Origin of the sequence: Pseudomonas sp. P1.31 (genome assembly GCF_001269815.1) — a bacterium.
GTDB lineage: Bacteria > Pseudomonadota > Gammaproteobacteria > Pseudomonadales > Pseudomonadaceae > Aquipseudomonas > Aquipseudomonas rustica.
On sequence record NZ_LHVN01000007.1, the window covers coordinates 631,854 to 652,188 of the forward strand.

A 20,335-nucleotide genomic window follows, 5' to 3' on the forward strand; every position below is an offset into this window, starting at 1 on the left:
ACGCCAGCGCGGCCCATACATTCGTAAAACAAAGCCCACGGCACGCCGTGGGCTTTATTGGCAGTCAGTCAGGCAGCGCCTTACTGAGGGGATACTTCAGTTTTTGGTTTGCCGAAGTGCCACTCGTAAACCACAAATTTGAAGTCCTTCAGGTCGCCCTTGGCGTCGAAGCTCAGGTCGCCAGTCGGGGTTTTGAAGGTGCCAGCGTGAATGGCTTCAGCCACTTTGGCCGGGTCTTCGCTCTTGGCAGCGGTGATACCGCCGGCAATCACTTCAACAGCCGAGTAGGAAGGGAACACGAACGGGCCGCTCGGATCTTCTTTCTTCGCTTTGAATGCATCAGCCAGGGCGATGTTGGCCGGATCCTGGTCGAAGGATTTCGGCAGGGTTACCAGCAGACCTTCGGAAGCGTCTTTGGCGATCTGCGAAATCGAGTCGTTACCCACGCCTTCCGGACCCATGAACTTGGCTTTCAGGCCTTTTTCAGCCGATTGACGCAGGATCAGGCCCAGCTCCGGGTGGTAGCCGCCGTAGTAAACGAAGTCGACGTTGGCTTGCTTGAGCTTGGCGATGATCGAGGAGAAGTCCTTGTCGCCGGCGTTGACGCCTTCGAACACGGCAACTTTCACGCCTTTCTTCTCAAGGGTCGATTTGACGGCGGTGGCGATGCCTTCACCGTATTGCTGTTTGTCGTGCAGCACAGCAACGATTTTCGGTTTGACGTGATCGGCAATGTAGTTACCGGCGGCAGGGCCCTGGGCGCTGTCCAGACCGATGGTACGGAAGACCATTTTGTAACCACGGGCGGTGATGTCCGGGCTGGTGGCGGCCGGGGTGATCATGATCACGCCTTCGTCTTCGTAGATGTCCGAAGCCGGTTGAGTGGAGCTGGAGCACAGGTGACCGACCACGAACTTGACGCCGTCGTTGACGACCTTGTTCGCTACCGCTACTGCTTGTTTCGGATCGCAGGCATCGTCGTATTCAACGGCTTCGAGTTTCTTGCCGTCGACGCCGCCCTTGGCGTTGATTTGCTCGATGGCCATTTTCGCGCCACTGAACTGCATGTCGCCGTATTGGGCTACTGGACCGGTCTTAGGGCCGGCGATACCGATTTTGATGGTGTCAGCTGCGAACGAATGGCTGGCAACCCCGGCCAGAACCATAGCGGCAAACAGTTTGGAAATCTGCTTAGTAGCCTTAGTCATAGTGCTCCACTCTTACTGTTGTATTTTTTTTGAGTTCTGGCGCCGTAGCAGCAGAACCGGGTCAGATATCTTTGCGATACCCTCCGGAAATGCCCCCGGCAACTGTACCGGTACAGTGTAGAGCGCCGGTTGTTAGCCTGGGAAGCGGGCGCCGAGGGGCAAAACCTGAGGGTGTCGCTTTTTTGAATGAAAAAGACAGAATTGCGGCGGGGCGTTCGTGGGGTTATGCCCCAATCAACAGCATTCCTTGGCTTTCCTGCTCTTTTCGTTCGGTACAGCCTTTTGCAACCGGGTTTTGCTGACGGATCACCGACGTTATTATTCGCGTCGATTTCTTTTCCGGACAGTTCCCATGAATCAAGAACCTAGCACCCTCTATGCCAAGCTGCTTGGTGAAACCGCATCTATTACCTGGAAAGAGTTGGAGCCGTTCTTCGCCAAGGGTGCCCTATTGTGGGTCGGCCCTGACCTGGATTTGATCGCCGCCGCCGAGGCCGTGGCGTCGGATGATGGCGAGAAAGTCGCCGCCTGGCTGGCCGAAGACAAAGTCGCCAAGCTGTCTGAAACGCGGGCGCTGGATCTTTTCGAACGCGATCCGCAGCTCTGGGCAGTGGTGGTTTCGCCGTGGATTCTGATCCAGGAAAGGGCGGGTGCTGCCGACGTTGCACCTTGATGGTGCGTCCGCTGGTCGGCGAAAAGTGTGTAGCGGAGTAGCGTGATGGCACGTTGCCGTGAAGAAAGGCCACAAGCGAGGGTGGCATCACGGTGACGTAAACGTAACGGGAACAGTTTAATAAGCAGCCTAACGGCTGCTTAATTGTTTCTGGATGTTGGAAAGGCATAATCTTGAGTGAATGTGCCGGCCCCTTCGCGAGCGAGCTCGCTCCCACAAGGGAATGCATTCCAAATGTGGGAGCGAGCTCGCTCGCGAAGGCGGCGACTCGGCTGAGGATCAGACCGAGAAAGACTTCCCGGTATGGTTATTCAGCGAAATAACCTTGGTCTTGCCAATCCGGTGACGATAAATCTCGCGCAAATACTTGATCGACTTCTTCACACAATCGCGCGACAACCGAATGTCATTGATCGAAACAAACTTGTCTTTGTCGTTGATCAGCTCGCGGTACTTCTTCTCGTACATCGGTTTGATCGCGTACCAGTTGGTGTCGAGAATCTTCGCCGGGTTCTCGAATTCGTTTAGCAAATCGTCGATGCGATCTTCGTCGAATTCTTCATTAATGATGAAGTCGAGGATCGAGTTGTCCAGCGTCTCGTCGAAACGGTACGGCGTCTTGGCGAAGCAGCGTTTGATGAAGGCGACGATCAAGGTCAGGAAGTCGTCCGACAGGCACGGGCTTTTGGCGATCAATGTGGTCAGCGACAAGTTGGCCGAGGCGCCGATCACCAGCGCATAACGCTTGAGCGTGGTGTTGGGGAACAGGCTGTTGAGGTGGGTCTTCAACCGGTTCAGATCCATGTAAGACAGCTTGTAATCCTTCGGCAGCGAAACGATCGAGACCACCGACGAGCAGTTCTTGAAGAAGTGCAGGTCGTGCAACGCGGCGGCGTCGTAGCCGGAATTCTTGTACTGCTCCAGCGAAGCGCGATAACGCTTGGATTCGATCGGCAGCAGGCTGATGCCTTCGATCGCTTGCGTGACCTTGTTGAAGTGCGGCAGGTCGATCGAGCGGAAGAACAGATCGTCGATGTTCAGGCGCTGCGGCTCTTTATCGAACACCTTGAATTTGTCGCTGCTCGGCGGCGGGGTTTCCGGCACCACCGATTCGGCGTAGGCAATCGCCACCGGGCCGGCCAGACTCATGAACAGGTCGTTGGCATCCAGGCGAATGGTCTCACCGATGTCGATGCCGGCGCGGCGGAAGTAGTTCTGATCGTAGTCAGTCGTTACCGCCTGCGCCGTCAGAATGTTGAAGATTTGCTGCGAGATGTATTGGTTGGCGTGCTTTTCCATCGCATTGACATCAATGTTCTGGATGTTGCCGTCATCGCTCTCTTCGGCGTAACGCATGATGTCGTTGGAGATCAGCATCATCGCGTTCCATGGGCGGATACGGCCCATGACGCTGGCTTCGCTGCTGTCTTCGTTGGCGAAGTTGTAGGAGAAATCCCATTCTTCCGAAAGGTATTTGCACAGCAGGCGACCGGCGTTGATGTGCAGCGCCTCGGACATTTCGCTGCGGTGATCGGAAATGTTCGGCAGCACGCAGATGCCGCTGGTGAAGATCGGCTCGAACACGAACGAATGACCGCTCTTGCCGTCATGCTCGTCCATCGGCTTGGTGTCGAACGTCTTGTTCATGTACGAGTGCTGCTGGGCCAGACCGAATTCCGAGGCCATGCCGGAACCGGTACCGCCGCCGGCACTGAAGATCGAGAAATACAGGCGCGACTGGTTGGCTTTGATGCCGCAGCTGTCGATCAGGTACGAGTGGATCATTTTCCAGTCAGGGCTGGAGAAACGCTGGGTGTCCTTGTTGAGGATGATCTTCGCCAGATACTGGCCGAGAATCGGCGCGTTACCGGCGCCACCGGCGTGGACTTCGGACAAGTCCATGATCTTCATTTTGCTGTAGTCGCGAAGGAAACCGCTTTTTTCGCCCTTGCGCGAGAAACGAATGCGCCCGGCGATGTCCTTGTCGAGGTCGCCGAGCATTACCAGCGGCTCGACCAGAAACACCGGTTTGCTCGCTTTGCTGTTGCCGATGCGCAGGTTGTTCTTGATCCACTGCGCCGGGCTGTAGCCTTTTTCGGTGGCGCGTCGGTCATTCGACGGGCGATCTTCGTTGTTGAATTCGTTGAGGTAAAACTTGCGCGCGTTGTACACCAACTCCGCCACGTCGAGAGCGATGTTGGAGCCGCAGCGACCGAGGCCGATCAGGCACACCGACGGAAATTCCTGATCGTTGTGCTGTTCGTTATCGCCTTCCAGGTGCGGCGGGCGCGGGAACACCATGTCGCGCAGGCCGTCGAGGTTGTCGAGGATGCGGTCGGTATTGGTTTCGGTGAAGTACAGGTATTGCTGGGTCGACAACGGACGCGAGGGAACCAGCGGTTTGGGCGATGACGGGCTGTTGGCGGCGGGGCTCGGATTCAGATCGGAGACCGCGGTGGCGGTATTGTTTTTAGAAGTCATTGGGCGCCATTTACCTGGTACTGGGTTGGTTCGCAGACCAATGTCAGCGAACCTCACGGAATAAGAGCTCGCGTCTTGTTTGCGCGAATTTGGCCCGGGCGTCAGGGACTTGGCCTGACGGTCGCTCGGGGGAATCCTTTCCTGATCGCTGATGAATCGGCCATTATTCGGCGATCTTTAATCAAAAGGAGGCTAAATGATGTCAACGCTACCTTCGTTGGGGTTCGCCGGAATCGGTCTGATGGGCTTGCCGATGTGCCGCCGCTTGCTGGCCGCCGGTTACCCGCTGAGCGTGTGGAACCGCAACCCGGACAAATGCGCGCCACTGGTTGAGGCCGGCGCCCGGCAAGTGGCGACCCCGGCTGAACTGTGCGCACACGCCGATGTGGTGATGCTGTGCCTGGCTGATACGGCGGTGGTGCGCGAGGTGGTGTTCGGCACGGGCGGTGTCGCTGAGGGTGGCAAGAGTGGTCAGTTGCTGGTGGATTTTTCCAGCCTGGAACCGACCGCGACGCGCGAGATGGCCGCTGAACTGGCGCAGAAAACCGGCATGTCCTGGCTGGACTCACCGGTGTCCGGAGGCGTGGTCGGCGCCGAGGCCGGCAGTCTGGCAATTATGGTCGGTGGTGAAGCGGCGGATCTTCAGCGAGTGCGCCCGGTGCTGCTCAATCTCGGTCAGCGCGTTACGCACATGGGCGGCGTCGGCGCCGGTGGGGTGACCAAGGCCTGCAATCAAATGATCGTCGCTTGTAATGCATTGGTAATTGCTGAAGTGGTGGCGCTGGCGGAAAAAGCCGGGGTCGATGCCAGCCTGATTGCCGAGGCATTGGCCGGCGGTTTTGCCGATTCGAAACCGTTGCAGATCCTCGCCCCGCAAATGGCCGAAAGCCGTTTCGAGCCGATCAAATGGCACGTGCGCACGCTGCTCAAGGATCTCGACACCGCGGTGAAGTTTTCCCGCGAACAGGGCTCGGCCACGCCGATCAGCGGATTGGCCGCACAATTGATGCGCCTGCATGGGGCGCAGGGCTTTTTGGCGAAGGATCCAGCAACGCTGGTGCAAATGTACCGCGCGCCAGAATCAACGGATTGACCGCATGGGACTGTTTGCGCTGATTGATTTCTTCCAGCACCGGGCGTAATTCGTCGAGCGGCACCGGGCGACTGAGCAGGTAACCCTGAATGAAATCGCAGCCCGAGCGTTCGAGAAATTCGTACTGCTCCAGGGTTTCGACGCCTTCGGTGACCACCTGCAAATGCAGGGTGTGCGCCATGACGATGATCGCCTGGACGATTTCCATGTCCGCCGTGGCATTGGGAATGTCGATGATGAACGAGCGATCGATTTTCAGCGTATTCAGTGGCAGACGCTTGAGGTAGGCCAGCGACGAATAACCGGTGCCGAAGTCATCGATCGACAGCGACACGCCGAGGGCGCGGATCTGCCGCAACAACACCAGGGTGTTGGCGATATTGCCCATCAGCGCATTCTCGGTGACTTCCAGCTCCAGCCGTTCCGGCGCGACACCGGCAGTGCGTAAGGCGTTTTCGATTTCGTCAGCCAGTTCTTCGCGGCCAAGGTTTAGCGGCGAGCAGTTCCAGGCGATTTTCAATTCGTCGCAGCCGTGGCGCGACAGTTCTCCCAAATCCTTGCAGGCGCGACGCAGCACCCAGTTGTCCAGTTCGGCGATCAGGCCATTGTTTTCGGCGATGCTGATGAAGCGATCCGGCGTCAGCAGGCCGTTGACCGGATGCTGCCAGCGGATCAACGCTTCAAGCTTGGTGACCTTGCCGGTTTTCAGTTCGAAGATCGGCTGGTAATACAGCATCAAACCATTTTCTTCGCGGAGGGCATGACGCAGTTCTTCTTCGAGTTGCAACTCCATGGTCGCGCGGTTTTTCAGGTTGGAATTGAAAAAATGCAGGCCGTTGCGCCCGGCACCTTTGGATTGATACAGCGCCAGATCGGCGTGCTTGAGCAGTTCTTCGCAGGTGGTGCCGTCATCCGGAAACAGACTGATGCCGATGCTGGTGGTCATCACCATGCGCCGCCCGGCCAGCTCAATCGGCTCCTTCATTTTTTGCATGATGCGCTGGGCCATGCTGCGCGCTTCTTCGCGGTCATGCAGGCCGATGAGGATGCAGAACTCGTCGCCACCGAACCGCGCGACTACGTCTTCATGGCTGCGCACCGAGCCTTTGATGTGGTCAGCGATGACTTTCAGCAGCGCGTCGCCGGCGTCATGACCGAGGCTGTCGTTGATGCGTTTGAAGTGGTCGATGTCGAGAAACATCACCGCGAGCATGCCGCCTTCAATGGCTTTCTGATTGAGTTTCTCGGCGAAGATCTGGTTGAAGCCACGGCGGTTGATCAGGTTGGTCAATGCGTCGTAGTTGGCCACGTGTTGCAGCGACATGCGTGCCTGGTCGAGTTGGCTGAGCAGGGCGTTGACCCGGCGCAGGTCGTGTTCCTTGTGTTGCAGCTTTTTGTCGGCGAGTGCGGCGCTGATCGCACTGCCGAGAATCAGCAAGGTGATCAGGGCCACGGTCAGGCCCAATTGCAGGTGGCTGGTTTCGGCGGTCAGTGTCGGCGTGCTGGCCTCGGGCAAAATCAGCTTGAGTGCGGCCATTCCGGTGAAATGCATGCTGAAAATGCCGGCGCCGAGGATCAGTGCGGCGCTGTATTTGAGTGCCTGATGAAGTAAACCGCTGCCTTCGCGCAGATAGCCTGCCACCCACAGAGCGGCGAAACTGGCGCCGATGGCGATCACCACTGACAGGGTGAACAGTCCAGGATCGTAGTACGCGGTGGCGGCCGATTGCATCGCCGCCATGCCGACGTAATGCATGCCGGCGATACCCAGACCGATGACGAGCGCGGTTTTCAGGTAGAGCACCAGACTGGGCTGGGATTCGCTCAGGGTGTGCATGGCCAGCCACGAGGCGAGCAGGGCGATCAGCAGGGAAAACAGGGTGATGGGCAGGTCGTACTGGATGTCGATCGGTGCCTGAAACGCAAGCATGCCGATGAAGTGCATGGCCCAGATGCCGCCGGCCAGGCAGGTCGCGCCGATCCAGCGCCATAGTCGCTGTGAGCGCGGGTCTTCCGCGTGACCGACGCGTTCGGCCATGTCGAGGGTGGCAAAACTGGCGGCGCACGCGACCAGATAGGCCACCAGCACCAGCAGCGGGTTATGGCTGCAATTAAGAATGACCTGCCCGCTCTCCGGCAGCTCGGTAACAAACTGCAAACCAAGCCACTCCATAGCATGCCCCGTCTCTGAGTCGTCCTTACTGCGCGGCTAGCGCAGGCGAATGACTGGAGTATAGAGGCGGTTTTCGCAGAGCAAGTGGTAGTGGCACATTGGCGCTAATGATTTCGGCATTAGCGTCATAGCGATTGGCGCTAAAGGCTTAGGCAATCTGTTCGAAAGGGATTTGTGCCCAGTCCGGTTGCAGCGGCGGCAGGCCAAAACGTGCGCGGGCCTTGTCGCAATCGACGTTTTGCTCGCCGTTTTCCCACGACGATTCGAACTCGCGGCAGGGGCTGGAGCGCAATTCATAAATCGAGCACTTCACTTCGCTACCGACTTCGCCTTCCAGCGCCGTGCAGCGTGGCGATTTGCAGTCGGTGCCGTTCATCGCCACCCGGCTCGGGCTGATCTGCGTGACCAGTTCATCGGGCACGGTGCCGCCGGAGGAAGCGCACTCACCCCAGAAAAAAGACACACGGAAATGGGAACAACAGGCACCGCAATTCAGACACGGACTGACTTCGGACATGGACGGGGGTATCAAAGGGATTGATCGGGAGATCCGGACGGATCCGGCGGCTATTCTAGGCTTCGCCACGGCGTTGGGAAGGGGGGCGTGAAACTATTTTTTTGTGGCAAGGTTTTGCCGCAAAAGCCCCGGTTTTCGGGGGATTCAAGCGTTATCAAGGGCTTACGTTTCGTTACAGTGCCATGGCCCGATATCAGGCAGACGAATGATCACAGACAGCCCCGTTCAGGCTGACTAGATTGCAGGTTCCGGGCTCGGATGCGTTGGCAGTGAAGCCCTATAACAATAAAGAGACGGACCCATGCAGAACTCGACCCAAGCGGCGAATGCCTGGCGCATTCTGTTCCTGCTGTTCCTTGCCAACCTGTTCAACTTCTTCGACCGCACCATTCCGGCGATCATCATCGAGCCAATCCGCATGGAATGGCATCTCAGCGACTTTCAACTGGGCATCGTCGGTACCGCATTCACCCTTGTTTACGCGATTGCCGGCCTGCCGTTGGGGCGCATGGCCGACACCGGCTCACGGCGCAAACTGATGGGCTGGGGCCTGGCGACGTGGAGCGCGCTGACCGCAGTCAACGGGCTGGTCGGCAGCTTCTGGAGCTTTTTGATCGTGCGCATGGGCATCGGCATCGGTGAGGCCAGTTATGCACCGGCAGCCAACTCGCTGATCGGTGACCTGTTCCCGGCGCACCGTCGGGCGCGGGCGATGGGCATTTTCATGCTCGGTCTGCCACTGGGCTTGTTGCTGGCGTTTTTTACCATCGGCTGGATGGTCAAGGCATTCGACAGCTGGCGCGCGCCGTTCTTTATTGCGGCGGTGCCGGGTCTGATCCTGGCGATCTTCATGTTCTTCATTAAAGAGCCGAAGCGCGGCGCGGCGGAAACCGTGCAGGTTTCGCAGGAACGCGTCGACAAGCCGATCCGGCGGATTCTGGCCGTGCCGACCTTTCTCTGGCTGGTGATGGCGGGGTTGTGCTTCAACTTCGCGACCTATGCCTGCAACTCGTTTCTGGTGCCGATGCTGCAGCGTTATTTCCTCATGCCGCTGCAGGAAGCGGCCGTGGCGACTGGCGTGATCGTCGGCGTGACCGGACTGATCGGTTTGACGCTGGGCGGCTGGATTGCGGACAAGATTCACCAGCGCGTGGCCAACGGGCGGTTGTTGTTCGCGGCGTTCAGCCTGATTATTTCGACCCTGTGCACGGCGTGGGCCCTGCATTCCGGGCGCATCGAGATTGGTGTGTTTGTCGCGGTATTCAGTGTCGGCTGGCTGTTTGCCTACAACTTCTACACCTGCGTTTACACAGCGATTCAAGACGTGGTCGAACCGCGTCTGCGAGCGACGGCGATGGCGTTGTTCTTTGCCGGGTTGTATCTGCTGGGCGGTGGCTTGGGGCCGGTGGTGGTCGGTGGTTTGTCCGATCACTTTGCGCACACGGCGATGCTGGCGGCGGGGGCTGAGCAGATGACCGAGGCGTTCAAGGCAGTCGGGCTGCATGACGCGATGTATTTGATTCCGGTGGCGCTGTTTCTGACGATGGTGTTTCTGTTTCTCGCGGCGCGGTGTTTTGTGCGCGATGCGCAGCGGATGAAGGAAGGTTTGGTTGCGGTGGTTGAGCCAGAGGTTGCAGTGGCGACGGCTTAAGATCAAAAGATCGCAGCCTTCGGCAGCTCCTACATGATCGTTCCCACGCTCTGCGTGGGAATGCAGCACGGGACGCTCTGCGTCCCTTTCCAGAGCTGGAACGCGGAGCGTCCCTTGAGGCATTCCCACGCGGAACGTGGGAACGATCGGCCCGCATCGCTGCGGGCCTTGTTGTTTCAGCAGGGGAGCAGGGGGGGGTTAACCCGCCACCAACACCCGAATCGCTTCCAGGCGCAACGCCGCTTTGTCCAGCATCGCCAGACCTTGCTCGCGCTGTTCACGCAACGCCACCAGTTCGCTGTCACGTACGGTCGGGTTGACCGCTTGCAACGCGGTCAGGCGCGCCAGTTCTTCGTCGGTGTCGGCCGCCAGACGGCGACGGGCCTCGGCCACGCGCTCGGCGTGACGCGGGGTGATCTTGTCTTCACCGGCGTTGATCCGTGGCGTCAGCTGATCGCGCTGGGCCTGGATGAACTTGTTGGCGCTGGCGCGCGGCACGCTTTCCAGCTGATCGTTCAGGGTTTCAAACGAGACGCGTGGCGACAAGTCGTTACCATTGGCATCGAGCAGGCAGCGCAGGGCGGCCGGCGGCAGGTAACGGCCCAGTTGCAGCGCGCGCGGGGCAACCACTTCGCTGACATAGAGCAATTCCAGCAACACGGTGCCCGGCTTCAACGCCTTGTTTTTGATCAGCGCGACGGCGGTGTTGCCCATCGAACCGGACAGCACCAGATCCATGCCGCCCTGCACCATCGGGTGTTCCCAGGTGATGAACTGCATGTCTTCGCGCGACAGCGCCTGGTTACGGTCGTAAGTGATGGTCACGCCTTCGTCGTCGCCCAGCGGGAAGCTGGCGTCGAGCATTTTCTCGCTCGGCTTGAGGATCAGGGCGTTTTCCGAATGGTCTTCGCTGTCGATGCCGAACGCGTCGAACAGGGTTTCCATGTAGATCGGCAGGGCGAACTGATCGTCTTGCTCAAGGATGTCCTCGACCAGCGCTTCACCTTCGCCTGCGCCACCGGAATTGAGCTCCAGCAAACGGTCGCGACCGGTGTGCAGCTCGGCCTCCAGACGTTCACGCTCGCTGCGCGCTTCGTCGATCAGCGCTTGCCACTCGCTGTCGTCGGCTTCTTCGAGCAGCGGCAGCAGGCGCGGGCCGAACTGATGCTGCAAGGCGTTGCCGGTCGGGCAGGTGTTGAGGAACGCGTTCAGCGCTTCGTGGTACCACTGGAACAGGCGCTCTTGCGGGCTGGTTTCCAGGTACGGCACGTGCAGTTCGATGATGTGCTTCTGGCCGATCCGGTCGAGACGACCGATACGCTGCTCAAGCAGATCCGGGTGCGACGGCAGATCGAACAGCACCAGGTGGTGTGCGAACTGGAAGTTACGACCTTCACTGCCGATTTCCGAGCAGATCAGCACTTGCGCGCCGAACTCTTCATCGGCGAAGTAAGCAGCGGCGCGGTCACGCTCAAGGATGTTCATGCCTTCATGGAACACCGTGGCCGGGATGCCGGAACGCACGCGCAGGGCGTCTTCCAGATCCATCGCGGTTTCGGCGTGGGCACAGATCACCAGCACTTTGGTGCGCTTGAGCATTTTCAGCTGATCGATCAGCCATTCGACGCGCGGGTCGAATTTCCACCAGCGTTCTTCTTCGCTGGCGTCCGGCTGCGCCTGGAAGCTGACTTCCGGGTACAGCTCGGCGTGATCGCCCAACGGCAGTTCGAGGTATTCGTCCGGGCACGGCAACGGGTACGGGTGCAGTTTGCGCTCCGGGAAACCCTGCACGGCGGCGCGGGTGTTACGGAACAGCACGCGGCCAGTGCCGTGGCGGTCAAGCAGTTCGCGCACGAGGCGGGCGCTGGCTTCGGTGTCGCCATCGTTGACCGCGGTCAGCAGGGCTTCGCCTTCGTTGCCGAGGAAACCCTGAATGGTTTTGTGCGCTTTGGCCGACAGACGGCCCTTGTCGAGCAGTTCCTGAACGGCTTCGGCCACCGGGCGATAGTTGTCGCTCTCGGCACGGAACGCGGCCAGGTCGTGGAAACGGTTTGGATCGAGCAGGCGCAGACGGGCAAAGTGGCTGTCCTGACCAAGTTGTTCCGGAGTCGCGGTGAGCAGCAGCACGCCCGGGATGACTTCGGCGAGTTGCTCGACCAGCGAGTATTCGGCGCTAGCCTTTTCTTCGTGCCAGACCAAGTGGTGCGCTTCGTCGACCACCAGCAAATCCCAACCGGCGGCGAACAGAGCGTCCTGCGCCTTCTCGTCGTCGACCAGCCATTCCAGCGCGACCAGCGCCAATTGGGTGTCTTCGAACGGGTTGGTGGCATCGCTTTCGATAAAGCGTTCTTCGTCGAACAGCGCAACTTGGAGGTTGAAACGACGACGCATCTCCACCAGCCACTGGTGCTGAAGGTTTTCCGGGACGAGGATCAGCACGCGGTTGGCGCGGCCCGAGAGCAGTTGGCGATGGATCACCAGACCGGCTTCGATGGTTTTACCCAGACCGACTTCGTCCGCCAGCAATACGCGCGGCGCAATTCGGTCGGCGACTTCACGGGCGATGTGCAGTTGGTGCGCGATCGGTTGCGCACGCACGCCACCCAGGCCCCAGAGCGAAGATTGCAGCTGGCGGCTAGTGTGTTCGAGGGTGTTGTAACGCAGCGAGAACCACGACAGCGGGTCAATCTGCCCGGCGAACAGACGGTCGCTGGCCAGACGGAACTGAATGAAGTTCGACAGCTGGGTTTCCGGCAGGGTAACGGCTTCGTTCTGCCCGTTGAGACCGTGATAAACCATCAGGCCGTCGACATCGTCGACTTGCTGCACGGTCATCTTCCAGCCTTCGAAGTGGGTAATGGTGTCACCCGGCGAGAATCGCACGCGGGTGAGGGGCGCATTCCGTAGCGCGTACTGGCGGGTTTCGCCAGTGGCCGGATAGAGCACGGTCAACAAGCGGCCGTCCTGTGCCAGAACGGTGCCTAAACCCAGCTCGGCTTCGCTGTCACTGATCCAGCGTTGCCCCGGTTGATACTGCTGCGCCATGCTGCCTGACTCCCACCTTGAAAAAGCGGGCTATCTTAACGGAATGAGGGCTTCAGGGCCAAAGATTACTGGCGTAGGAGCTGCCGAAGGCTGCGATCTTTTGATCTTTGGAAACACTTGAGTTCTGCGCTGTCCGATGAAAGATCGCAGCCTGCGGCAGCTCCTACAGGTGCCAAGTGCGTCACAGAATTGCGACGGGTGGCTCAAGGCGTGTTTGTCTTAGCCGATAGCCTGCTGACTGGAGAACCCCTATATGTTGCCACCGATGCTCCCCCTGAGCGCTGTGCCGATCACTTCGCAGCAGGATCCGATCCGCCAGCGGCCGGATATTCCGCCGGTGGTGCCGGTGCAGGAAAGCTCCAACGAAAGTACGATCGATCTGCAGAAACGTGATCCGGAAGAGGATCGACTGCTGGCGCGCGAAGAACAGCGCCGTCAGCAGGAGCGTGATCGTCGCCGTCGCGAGGCCGATGAAGACCCGGAAGAGCATCTGGCCGTGCCGGGTACGGTGCTCAACGCCGACAATACCGTGCCGGTGGTGCCGCTGATTGAAGATCAGCCGCGTCAGGGCTTGTGGGTCGATATCGAGATTTGAGCGGCTCTGGCTAGATGACTGGTTTGATCGTGTTGGGCTGGGTGGCTGGTCAGCGCTGGCGGCAGGCGGCATTATTGGCGCAGTCCTGCCGGTGATGTGGCAGTTGTGATTCTTTGAAGCGATGTTCTGAACGCCATGAGCCAAGACGACAAACTGATCGACCTCAGCACTGAACGCGCCAAGCGGGTGCATGACATTAAAGAGAAGCGGCTGAACGAAGTGCGTCAGGCGTTTGAGCAGGCGATGCCGTTGGGCAAGCCGAAAAAAAAGTCGAAGAACAAGCCGAAAAAGCGTTGATCTCCCCCTGCATCTGTTGATGCAGGTCAGTTATTTCCCCTCCTTTATCTCCCTTCGTTGCGGGACATTGATCCCGGTCAATTTGTGCGCCTGTGTGTTTGGTAATTTAGTCCCATCGCAGCAAAGCAGGGGCCAGGAGGCCAGTCATGTTTTTCGATAACGTGGTGTTTGCCGGGGTTCTGACTGTAGGGCTGATGGTTCTGTTTTTTGCAGGGTTTGGATTTTTTATCTGGAAGGATGCGCATAAGCGTAAGAAGTGATTCTTCTGGATTGATGGGCACGCAAGGCATTTTGGGGCGACTTCGGTTGCCCCTTTTTTTTTGCCTTGGCGGCCTTTGGGCCGACCAGGCTGGGGGGTGTTTTGTGAATATCCGTTGCTGCGGTAACGGCTGCTTAGGGTTTCGCCCTTACGGCGAGTCACTTTTGCAGACGCCCAAAAGTAACCAAAACGCTTTACCCTGACGTTCGGCCCGCTCGCCGGGGCTCGGGGTTCCTTCGCTCCGGGATCGATCCGGGGGGCAGCGCCTACGGTTTGCTTCGCTGCACCTCCTCTCGCTGTGTTTGGCTGCGCCAAACGGTCGCTGCGCTCCCACCCCCGCATCAATCCCTCCACTCAGCCTGCCGACGGGCTCTAAGATCAAAAGCAGGCGAGCTGACACTCGGCCTATTGAGTGGTGTGGAGCACGGCGCGCTTGGCTTTGGTTTTTGTGGCGTTTTTGCCCCTCATCGGAACGCCGCCCGCCCAGCCCTCTCGAGGGAGAGGGAGCCGATGGTGGGCTTTTCAAAATGTGTGTTCGACTCGGTATCCCAAGCCGGCGTACCTCTCCCAAACACCCCGATCAGTCCCCTCTCCCTCCGGGAGAGGGCTAGGGTGAGGGGCTCTTGATCTTGATCTGGCTTTTGACGTGGCTTTTGATCTCAAGCCCCTTCGGCAGGCCGAGCGTAGGTGTCCATCCGGGGATCAGGCGCGTAGCGCCGTGCGGCGCAGCCGCATACATCGAGAGGAGGTGCAGCGAAGCAAACCGTAGGCGATGCCCCCGGATGGACACCGTAGCGAGGGAACACTGAGCCTCAGCGAAGTGCCGTACGCCAGGGGCAAAGCCTTTTGCTTACTTTTCGGCGCCTGGAAAAGTGAGTCGCTGTAAGAGCGAAACCGCCAGCCGCAACACCAAAAAAAACGGATATGCCCCCAATCCCAACCCCAACCCCCGAACCAAAAAAAAGGCGCGATCCCAAAGAATCGCGCCTTCTTCATATACAGCTATCTATCAACTACCCAAAGCCTTCGAAGCCAACCAGAACAACCCAGCCGACAACGCCACGGTAGCCGGCAAGGTCAACACCCAAGCCAACAGAATAGTGCGAACAGTCCCACCTTGCAGGCCGCTCTTATTCGCGACCATGGTCCCCGCCACACCCGAAGACAACACATGAGTCGTCGACACCGGCAAACTGAAGATGTTGGCCAAACCAATCAAACTCGCCGTAGTGATCTGCGCCGACATGCCCTGCGAATAGGTCATGCCCTGCTTGCCGATCTTCTCGCCAATGGTCAGAACCACACGTTTCCAGCCAACCATGGTGCCCAGACCCAGCGCCAGTGCAACCGCCAGAATCACCCAGAACGGCGCGTATTCAGTGGTCGTGGTCAGGTCTTTGCGCAACTTGTCGAGGTCAGCCTTTTCACGGGCATCCAGAACCGGCAACTTGCTGACTTTCTTCGCGGTATCGTCCAGGCACAGCAAGTAGCGGCGCACTTCGATGCGGCTATCCGACGACAACGAATGGTAGTCCGCTACACCTTTAAGCGTATGCAGCAGGGCGCTGATGGTCGGTTCGGTCTGCTGCGGGTTGCAGCGGAATTTCTCCGGCAGGTCGCCGTCTACGCTCTTGCCCAGTGCGAGGAATTCACCCAGCGAATCGGCGTTGCGCTGGTAGAACTGGCTCAGGTGCAGAGTCGCGTCGCGGGTGCGTTCGATCTGGTAAGTGGTGCTGTTCAGGTCGAGAACGAACTGCGCCGGCACGATGCCGATCAACACCAGCATGATCAGGCCGATGCCTTTCTGGCCATCGTTGGAACCGTGCACGAAGCTCACGGCCATGGCCGAGATCACCAGAACCAGACGGTTCCAGAACGGCGGGTGCTTTTTGTCGTCGAGTTTGCGGCGCTGTTCAGGCGTCTTGTGCATCTTCGACAGCGGGCGCCACCATTTCAGGCCGATCAGGATCAGCGCTGCAATCAGGAAGCCAGCCATCGGCGAGAACACCAGCGAAGCGCCGATGTCGATCGCTTTCTGCCAGTTAACGCCGTCGGCCAACGGGATGTCGTTGATCAACGCGTTGGCCAGGCCGACACCGAGGATCGAGCCGATCAGGGTGTGGGAACTGGACGCCGGGATACCGAAGTACCAGGTGCCGAGGTTCCAGGCGATTGCCGCTGCGAGCAACGAGAAAACCATCGCAAGGCCATGGCCGGTGTTCACATTGATCAGCAGCTCAACCGGCAGCAGGTGGACAATGGCATACGCCACGCCAACGCCACCCAGCAGCACGCCGAGGAAATTGAACACACCGGAAAAGAACACCGCCAGGTGCGGCGGCATGGCTTTGGTGTAGATAACAGTGGCTACCGCGTTAGCGGTGTCATGAAATCCATTGATGAACTCGAAGGCGAGGACAAACGTCAGGGCGAGCAAGAGGCTCACAAGCACCCAAGCATCCAGTCCGCTGAATAAATCGATCATGAAGGTTTTCTGACCCGGTCGTAAGGGGGCGCGATTATGCCAGAAAAGACTGGAAATCGATGCCCTCAGTGCTCATCGGTAACGCACTTCTTCGATTTAATTTGTTGCAGCACATGAAAACCAAGCGGCGTGCAGGGTTTTTCAAGCCTTTGATTTATCTATAAAAAGGCTTTTTGGAACAAGCGTTTTACCCGCGTTTGGAGGGCTCAAACGCTTGTCTGAAATATCTGTGAAACTTTCCGAAGCTGTCCTTTAGCCGGCTCTACGCAGAATCAGCCGCTGCCCGCGGGTAGCGGGCGCGCAAGGCATCGTCTCGGCACCGCGTGGGTAACCGGTGCGTACGCGGATGCTCAAGGCCTTCAAAAACCGTGGCTCATGGCTCTTCGGCTTTGAGTTCCTTTTCGATCTTTTCGATTTCTTGCTTGAAGACCTGATCCTGAACGGTAGGGCGTTTGCGCCATGCCTTGCGTTCCGGTTCTGGTTGAGCGGCGTAGGTGGTGACTTCCCCGCCGTAAACATCCTTGTAACGTTGTTCCTGGCGCTCAAGTTCCGCGCGCAGTTCGTCTTTCGTCACAGTGCTACCTGTATGAGTTGAGATAAGTGTCTGGTGAATCGCACTGCAACGAGTCGATTGAGCGGGCCCGTCGAAAACTCAACGCCAGAACAGGCATTGATGTCTTCGGCAGGGCGATCAAGACTTCCATGTTACAGGCGGCTACGACACCAGATTAAAACGGACGCAGCATCAGTTCCTGTTTCAGCGAGCGCTGGCGTTACATCAATCATGAGCGTCAGGCGCTTGCCGGGACTGGCAGCGATTGGCATCGCCTCAGCCGGTGACCACCTCGATGAATAACGGGTGCCACTGAGGTGCATTATAGCGGTCGATTCAGGATTGACTATCGTTGCCAAGTTAAAAACGGTTCGGGATGTGTGATTGTTTTGTTACTCGCAACTTTCATGGGTAGTTGAAGTGCAAGCAAACGTTTACTTCGCCGCGATCTGTTTTTGGCGCCATTTAGTCGATCAACTAAATCTTGATTGAGTTCCCCGGCAAAGTTGCACAAGCGTCTCAAATAGCAAGCCACAGCAGAGGAGGGCGATTGCGATTATCGGTCGACGGTTCGATAATCGCCCAATGTTGATGGCCCGCCGCTTGTGCATCTGCCCGCGAGCCGTTTGTATAGCCATTGATCCGTGTCGGGTAAAAAGGACAATAAATGAACGATCAAATGCGCAACTCCTTCACTTCCGTGGCGCCGCCGATCGTCGCCTCGCCGGCCAAGCGGATTCAGGCGCTGACCGGTGATCCGGATTTCATGACGTCGCTGGCCCGTGGCCTGGCGGTGGTGCAGGCGTTTCAGGAGCGCAAACGTCATCTGACCATCGCGCAGATCAGCCACCGCACGGAAATTCCCCGCGCCGCGGTGCGCCGTTGCCTACATACGTTGATCAAACTCGGCTACGCCACCACCGACGGACGCACCTACTCCTTGCTGCCGAAAGTGCTGACCCTCGGCCATGCTTATCTGTCGTCGACGCCGCTGGCCGTGTCCGCGCAGCCGTACCTCGATCGCATGAGCGAGCAGCTGCACGAAGCCTGCAACATGGCCACGCTTGAGGGCGACGACATTCTTTACATCGCCCGCTCGGCGACCACGCAGCGGCTGATCTCGGTCGACCTTTCGGTGGGCGGGCGTCTGCCGGCTTATTGCACATCGATGGGCCGGATTCTGCTGGCAGCGCTGGACGACACGTCCTTGCGCGAATACCTCGACCACGCCGAACTGGTCGCTAAAACCAGCCGCACGATCCACACCCCCGACGCGTTGCTCGAATGTTTACAGGAAGTGCGGCAGCAAGGTTGGTGCATCGTCGATCAGGAATTGGAACAAGGCCTGCGCTCGATTGCCGTACCGGTCTACGACGCTTCGGGCCAAGTGGTGGCGGCGCTCAACGTCAGTACCCACGCCGGTCGCGTCAGCCGCACCGAGTTGGAGCAGCGCTTTCTGCCGGGCCTGCTCAGCGCCAGCCGCGACCTCAGCGCGCAGTTGTTTGCCTGATGAAGCTGTTCGATAAACGCACAGTGTTGCGTTTATCGAATTGACGCTAAAACCCCCGGATCATTAATGTCGCGGCAGCGTCATCCGGCGCTGTTGTGAATGAGCCCGCCGGACTGTCGACTCCCATAATAATGACAAGAGGCAACTCACCATGCGCACGCTCCCCGACTGTCTCCGCTCCAACCGCTGTTGCCGGGTTCACCGCAACGCCTGATTGCAACCTTCTATTCTTGTAGCTGTGCCGCTCCCTGGCCGGCCGCCGTTCGACTGCGTTTTTTGCGTGGATAAAAATAATGAACCAGCCTCAGTCCGCTGTGGGTCAGTGCCTCGACGTGCAGACCTTCATCAACGCCCAACCAATCTCGCGCTATCAATGGCGGGTGGTGATCCTGTGTTTCCTGATTGTCTTCCTCGATGGCCTCGACACCGCCGCGATGGGCTTCATTGCCCCGGCGTTGTCGCAGGACTGGGGCATCGACCGCGCCAGCCTCGGCCCGGTAATGAGCGCCGCGTTGATCGGCATGGTCTTCGGCGCACTTGGCTCCGGCCCTTTGGCTGACCGCTTCGGGCGAAAAGTCGTACTCGTCGGCGCCGTGATTCTGTTCGGTGCCTTCAGCCTGGCGTCGGCTTACAGCACTAACGTTGAACAACTGCTGGTGCTGCGCTTCCTGACCGGTCTCGGTCTGGGTGCGGGGATGCCCAATGCCACCACGCTGCTCTCGGAGTACACCCCGGAGCGCAAGAAGTCGCTGCTGGTGACCAGCATGTTTTGCGGTTTCAACCTCGGCATGGCCGGTGGCGGGTTTATTTCCGCCAAACTGATTCCGGCGTTCGGCTGGCACAGTCTGCTGCTGATCGGCGGGATTTTGCCGCTGATCCTCGCGGTGGTGCTGCTGTTCTGGCTGCCGGAATCGGCGCGCTACCTTGTAGTCCGTAACCGTGGCACCGACAAAGTGCGCAAAACCCTGGCGCCGATCGATCCGGTCACCGTCGCCCAAGCCTCTAGTTTCAGCGTGCCGGAACAAAAAACCGTGAAGGCACGCAACGTGTTCGCGGTGATCTTCTCCGGCACCTACAGCACCGGCACCTTGCTGCTGTGGCTGACCTACTTCATGGGCCTGGTCATCGTTTATCTGTTGACCAGTTGGCTGCCGACGCTGATGCGTGACAGTGGCGCGAGCATGGAACAAGCCGCGTTCATCGGCGCGTTGTTCCAATTCGGCGGGGTATTGAGCGCGGTCGCTGTGGGATGGGCGATGGATCGCTTCAATCCGCACAAGGTCATCGGCATTTTCTACCTGCTGGCCGGGGTGTTTGCCTACGCGGTGGGGCAGAGCCTGGGCAACATTACGTTGTTGGCGACTTTGGTTTTAGTGGCGGGGATGTGCGTGAACGGCGCGCAATCGGCAATGCCGTCGCTGGCGGCGCGGTTTTATCCGACGCAGGGGCGGGCGACCGGCGTGTCGTGGATGCTGGGGATTGGCCGCTTTGGCGCGATTCTCGGGGCGTGGATGGGCGCGACGTTGTTGGGCTTGGGCTGGAATTTTGAGCAGGTATTGACGGCGTTGGTGATTCCGGCGGCGGTGGCGACGGCTGCGGTGGTGATCAAGGGCATGGTCAGTCATGCGGATGCCACCTGATATCGCGGTGTGAAGCGAAAAGATCGCAGCCTGCGGCAGCTCCTACAGGGGAATGTGAAACCCTGTAGGAGCTGCCGCAGGCTGCGATCTTTTGCTGGCGCCACGAAACGATAGGTAAACAACAATCTGTTCGATAAACGAACACTCAGTCGATT

The 20,335-nt window shown here is 58.9% G+C and carries 15 protein-coding genes; 8 read left to right on the forward strand and 7 right to left on the reverse strand.

Annotation, left to right across the window (positions count from 1 at the left end; genetic code table 11):
• Positions 1-80: 80 nt before the first annotated feature.
• Entirely contained in the window at positions 81-1,208 is a 1,128-nt protein-coding gene (locus AD669_RS06175; protein WP_053117839.1) for a branched-chain amino acid ABC transporter substrate-binding protein, read from the reverse strand.
• A gap of 352 nt (positions 1,209-1,560) precedes the next feature.
• On the opposite strand from AD669_RS06175, the gene AD669_RS06180 reads away from it, so the two are divergent.
• Positions 1,561-1,881 carry a DUF2288 domain-containing protein gene (locus AD669_RS06180; RefSeq protein ID WP_053117840.1) on the forward strand — a complete coding sequence of 107 codons (321 nt, stop codon included), beginning with the start codon at positions 1,561-1,563 and terminating at the stop codon, positions 1,879-1,881.
• Positions 1,882-2,160: 279 nt separating this feature from the next.
• Here the strand turns inward: AD669_RS06180 and AD669_RS06185 are convergent, their stop codons facing one another.
• Positions 2,161-4,362 (reverse strand): hypothetical protein, encoded by a 2,202-nt coding sequence (locus tag AD669_RS06185; RefSeq protein WP_053117842.1) that lies wholly within the window; start codon positions 4,360-4,362, stop codon positions 2,161-2,163.
• Between the two features lie 196 nt (positions 4,363-4,558).
• Between AD669_RS06185 and AD669_RS27980 the strand changes: the two genes are divergently transcribed.
• Positions 4,559-5,455 carry an NAD(P)-dependent oxidoreductase gene (locus AD669_RS27980; protein WP_172680075.1) on the forward strand — a complete coding sequence of 299 codons (897 nt, stop codon included), beginning with the start codon at positions 4,559-4,561 and terminating at the stop codon, positions 5,453-5,455.
• Here AD669_RS27980 and AD669_RS06200 read toward each other — a convergent pair.
• Positions 5,346-7,628, reverse strand: a complete 2,283-nt coding sequence (locus AD669_RS06200) for a bifunctional diguanylate cyclase/phosphodiesterase (RefSeq protein WP_053117847.1) — start codon at positions 7,626-7,628, stop codon at positions 5,346-5,348. The genes AD669_RS27980 and AD669_RS06200 overlap by 110 nt on opposite strands.
• A gap of 148 nt (positions 7,629-7,776) precedes the next feature.
• On the reverse strand, positions 7,777-8,145 hold the full coding sequence (locus AD669_RS06205) for a YkgJ family cysteine cluster protein (protein WP_053117848.1): 369 nt from the start codon (positions 8,143-8,145) through the stop codon (positions 7,777-7,779).
• A 301-nt stretch (positions 8,146-8,446) separates the two neighbouring features.
• On the opposite strand from AD669_RS06205, the gene AD669_RS06210 reads away from it, so the two are divergent.
• Entirely contained in the window at positions 8,447-9,796 is a 1,350-nt protein-coding gene (locus AD669_RS06210) for an MFS transporter (RefSeq protein WP_053117850.1), read from the forward strand.
• Between the two features lie 198 nt (positions 9,797-9,994).
• Here the strand turns inward: AD669_RS06210 and rapA are convergent, their stop codons facing one another.
• Complete coding sequence (gene rapA, locus AD669_RS06215; RefSeq protein ID WP_053117852.1) at positions 9,995-12,841, reverse strand: RNA polymerase-associated protein RapA; 2,847 nt, start codon at positions 12,839-12,841, stop codon at positions 9,995-9,997.
• A gap of 253 nt (positions 12,842-13,094) precedes the next feature.
• On the opposite strand from rapA, the gene AD669_RS06220 reads away from it, so the two are divergent.
• From AD669_RS06220 to ccoM, 3 genes are all read left to right on the forward strand, one after another.
• Complete coding sequence (locus AD669_RS06220; protein ID WP_053117854.1) at positions 13,095-13,436, forward strand: hypothetical protein; 342 nt, start codon at positions 13,095-13,097, stop codon at positions 13,434-13,436.
• Between the two features lie 135 nt (positions 13,437-13,571).
• Complete coding sequence (locus tag AD669_RS28555; RefSeq protein ID WP_172680076.1) at positions 13,572-13,733, forward strand: hypothetical protein; 162 nt, start codon at positions 13,572-13,574, stop codon at positions 13,731-13,733.
• A gap of 146 nt (positions 13,734-13,879) precedes the next feature.
• A complete protein-coding gene (gene ccoM / locus AD669_RS28880; RefSeq protein ID WP_041070550.1) occupies positions 13,880-13,993 on the forward strand; it encodes a cytochrome c oxidase subunit CcoM in 114 nt (37 codons plus the stop codon).
• Positions 13,994-15,001: 1,008 nt separating this feature from the next.
• On the opposite strand, the gene AD669_RS06230 is transcribed toward ccoM, so the two are convergent.
• Together AD669_RS06230 and AD669_RS06235 are read right to left on the reverse strand one after the other, a co-directional pair.
• Entirely contained in the window at positions 15,002-16,477 is a 1,476-nt protein-coding gene (locus tag AD669_RS06230) for an inorganic phosphate transporter (RefSeq protein ID WP_053117856.1), read from the reverse strand.
• A gap of 373 nt (positions 16,478-16,850) precedes the next feature.
• The gene (locus AD669_RS06235) at positions 16,851-17,051 is read right to left on the reverse strand and encodes a hypothetical protein (protein ID WP_053117858.1); all 201 of its coding nucleotides are present in this window, start codon (positions 17,049-17,051) and stop codon (positions 16,851-16,853) included.
• A 646-nt stretch (positions 17,052-17,697) separates the two neighbouring features.
• On the opposite strand from AD669_RS06235, the gene pcaR reads away from it, so the two are divergent.
• Both pcaR and AD669_RS06245 read left to right on the forward strand, forming a co-directional pair.
• The gene (gene pcaR, locus AD669_RS06240) at positions 17,698-18,540 is read left to right on the forward strand and encodes a pca regulon transcriptional regulator PcaR (RefSeq protein ID WP_007917109.1); all 843 of its coding nucleotides are present in this window, start codon (positions 17,698-17,700) and stop codon (positions 18,538-18,540) included.
• Positions 18,541-18,833: 293 nt separating this feature from the next.
• Positions 18,834-20,180, forward strand: coding sequence for an MFS transporter (locus tag AD669_RS06245; protein ID WP_053117860.1), 1,347 nt, complete (start codon positions 18,834-18,836; stop codon positions 20,178-20,180).
• The last annotated feature ends 155 nt before the right edge of the window (positions 20,181-20,335 follow it).